Annotated in this window: 2 protein-coding genes; both read left to right on the forward strand. The window is 78.7% G+C overall.

The features are described 5' to 3' along the window. Positions 1 to 108 precede the first annotated feature (108 nt). On the forward strand, positions 109 to 1,197 hold the full coding sequence (locus tag ACRYR7_RS25150; RefSeq protein WP_432575103.1) for a spore photoproduct lyase family protein: 1,089 nt from the start codon (positions 109 to 111) through the stop codon (positions 1,195 to 1,197). 47 nt (positions 1,198 to 1,244) lie between these two features. Then, positions 1,245 to 2,538, forward strand: a 1,294-nt coding sequence (locus ACRYR7_RS25155; protein WP_432575104.1) for a diguanylate cyclase domain-containing protein, incomplete at its 3' end; no start/stop codon positions are given.

Below are 2,538 nucleotides of genomic sequence, written 5' to 3' on the forward strand. Positions count from 1 at the left end.
GATCGAGGAAGGTGCACCTTCCTCGATCACCGCAGGGAGGGCGGGGGGTGTGGTGCGGGACACCCCGGTGCGGGGAGGGTCCGCACCGCCGGCGGTGTTGAACAGGACGTGCCGAGCGAGCTGCTCACCCGTCCCCGCCTGTGGACCCCCGCCACCGTCTACGTCACCGCCTCCGCGCAGGCCGAGCCCCACGGCCGCGCGATCCTCGAGCGCCTGGCCGCCGCCGGCGTGGAGGACGTGCACCTGCTCGGCGGCGACCGCCTGCCGAGCCTGCGCGGCGCCGACGAGCGCGCCACCTACGCCGCCGCCAAGCGCACCCTGGCCGTGGTCACCAGCCCCGCCTCCAAGCGCCGCCCCTCGCCGATCCCGCCGAGCGCGGACTTCGCGTTCCCGATCGCCGAGGGCTGCCCGGGGCACTGCCAGTACTGCTACCTGGCCGGCTCGCTGTCCGGCCCGCCGATCACCCGCGTCTACGCGGACCTGCCGCGCATCCTCGCCGACCTCGACGAGGTCGTCGGCACCGGCGCGGTCACCTCCGGCACCGCCCAGCGCGGCCACGAGGGCACCACCTTCGAGGCGTCCTGCTACACCGACCCCCTGGCCGTGGAGCACGTCACCGGCTCCCTGGCCGCGACGATCGCCCACTTCGGCACCCACGGGTGGCCCGGCCCGGTGCAGCTGCGCCTGACCACCAAGTACGACGACGTCGACGGCCTGCTGGACCTGCCGCACGGCGGGCGCACCCGCGTGCGCGCCTCCGTCAACGTGCCCGCCGTGGAGCGCTTCGAGGGCGGCACCGCCCGGGTGCCGGCGCGCCTGCGCGCCCTGGGCCGCCTGGCCCGCGCCGGCTACCCCGTGGGCCTGACGATCGCGCCGATCATGCCGGTGGAGGACTGGCGCACCGCCTACGGCGAGCTGCTCGCCGCGGCCGGCGCGGAGCTGGCGGGCGTGCCGGGCCTGGACCTGACGGTGGAGTGCATCACCCACCGCTTCACGCCCAGGAGCAAGGAGGTCCAGCTCGGCTGGTACCCGCGCACCAAGCTGGACCTGGACGAGTCCACCCGCACCCGCAAGCACGGCCGCTTCGGCGCGGTGAAGCACGTGTACGACGCGGGCACGATGCGCGAGCTGCGCTCGTGGTTCGAGGACGCCCTGGCCCGCGAGCTGCCCGCGGCGCGGTACCTGTACTGGACGTGAGGCCCCCGGGCGTTGAGCCCGGGCCCGCGCTCGCCGAGGATCGCGGGGTGGACCCCACCCCCGCGCGCGGCGCCGCACCGGAGCGGACCGGCGAGCAGGACCTGCTGCTGGCGCAGCTGCTGGAGCTGGTCGCCGGCCCCGTCGAGCCCGCGGACGTGCTGGGCCTGGCGCTGCGGCGCCTGGCCCCGGCGGGGGCGCTGAGCGGTGCGGTGGTGCGCTTCCCCGGCGAGCGCGGCACCGAGGAGGTCGCCGTCGGGGCGCGCGCGGGCACCGGTGAGCTGCGCGCGCCGCTGCGCCTGGTGGGCCTGGAGCTGGGCGAGCTGGTCCTGCTCCCCGGCGCCGGCGCGCCCCCGCGCCCGGACGTGGTGGCCGCCCTGGCCCACCACGCGGCGCTGGCGGTGCGCACGACGGTGCTGCGGCGCGAGCGGGCGTTCGAGGCGGTCGCCGCGGCGGCGGTGCGCCGGCTGTTCGAGGAGGGCTCGCGCGCGGCGAGCGTGGGGCAGGCGGCCCGGCTGCTGGCGCGGGTGACGGCCGACGCGTTCGGCACCGAGCGCTCGGCCGTGCACGTCACCGACGCGGACGGCGTGGTGCGCACCGTCTACGGCGTCGGCGTGCCCGCCGGGGTCGCCGGCGCGCTGGAGCGCTCGCTGGTGGGCCGGCGCGCGGACGGCTCGCCGGTGTGGCGGCGCACCCAGAGCGAGCGCGGTCCCGTCCTCGTCGACGACGCGGCCGGCGCCGAGCTGCGCCGCGGCGGGTTCGTGGAGGTGATGGGCCTGCGCTCCTTCGCGGCGATGCCGCTGCTGTCTGCGACCGGCCCGGTCGGGCTGGCGGTGTGCGGGGACGTGTCCGGCCCGCGGGCGTGGACGGCCCGCGAGCGCGAGCTGGCCCGCCAGCTGGCCCTGGAGGGGGCGCTGGTGGTGGACAGCGCCCGGCTGCGGCAGGCGGAGCGGGCGCGGCTGGCGGAGGTCACGGAGCTGGCGCACACCGACCACCTGACGGGCCTGCCCAACCGCCGGGCGCTGCTGGAGGCGCTGGCCGAGGCGTGCGCGGGCGACGGCGCGGCCGTGCTGGTGCTGGTGGACCTGGACGGCTTCAAGCAGGTCAACGACACCCTGGGCCACCACGCCGGCGACGTGCTGCTGCAGGAGGTCGCCGCCCGCCTGCGCGCGGTGCTGCCGGCCTCGGGCCCGGTGACGGGCCTGCCGGCGCGGCTGGGCGGGGACGAGTTCGCCGTGCTGCTGCGCGCCGGGCCCGGGGGGGGGGGGGGGGCCGGGGGGGGCGCCGGGCGGGCCCGGCCGCGCCCACCCCGCGGCGCGCCCTCGCCCCGGTGCGGCGTCAGCT

Source organism: Kineococcus gurbantunggutensis, from assembly GCF_050871925.1.
In the GTDB taxonomy this organism is placed as follows: domain Bacteria; phylum Actinomycetota; class Actinomycetes; order Actinomycetales; family Kineococcaceae; genus Kineococcus.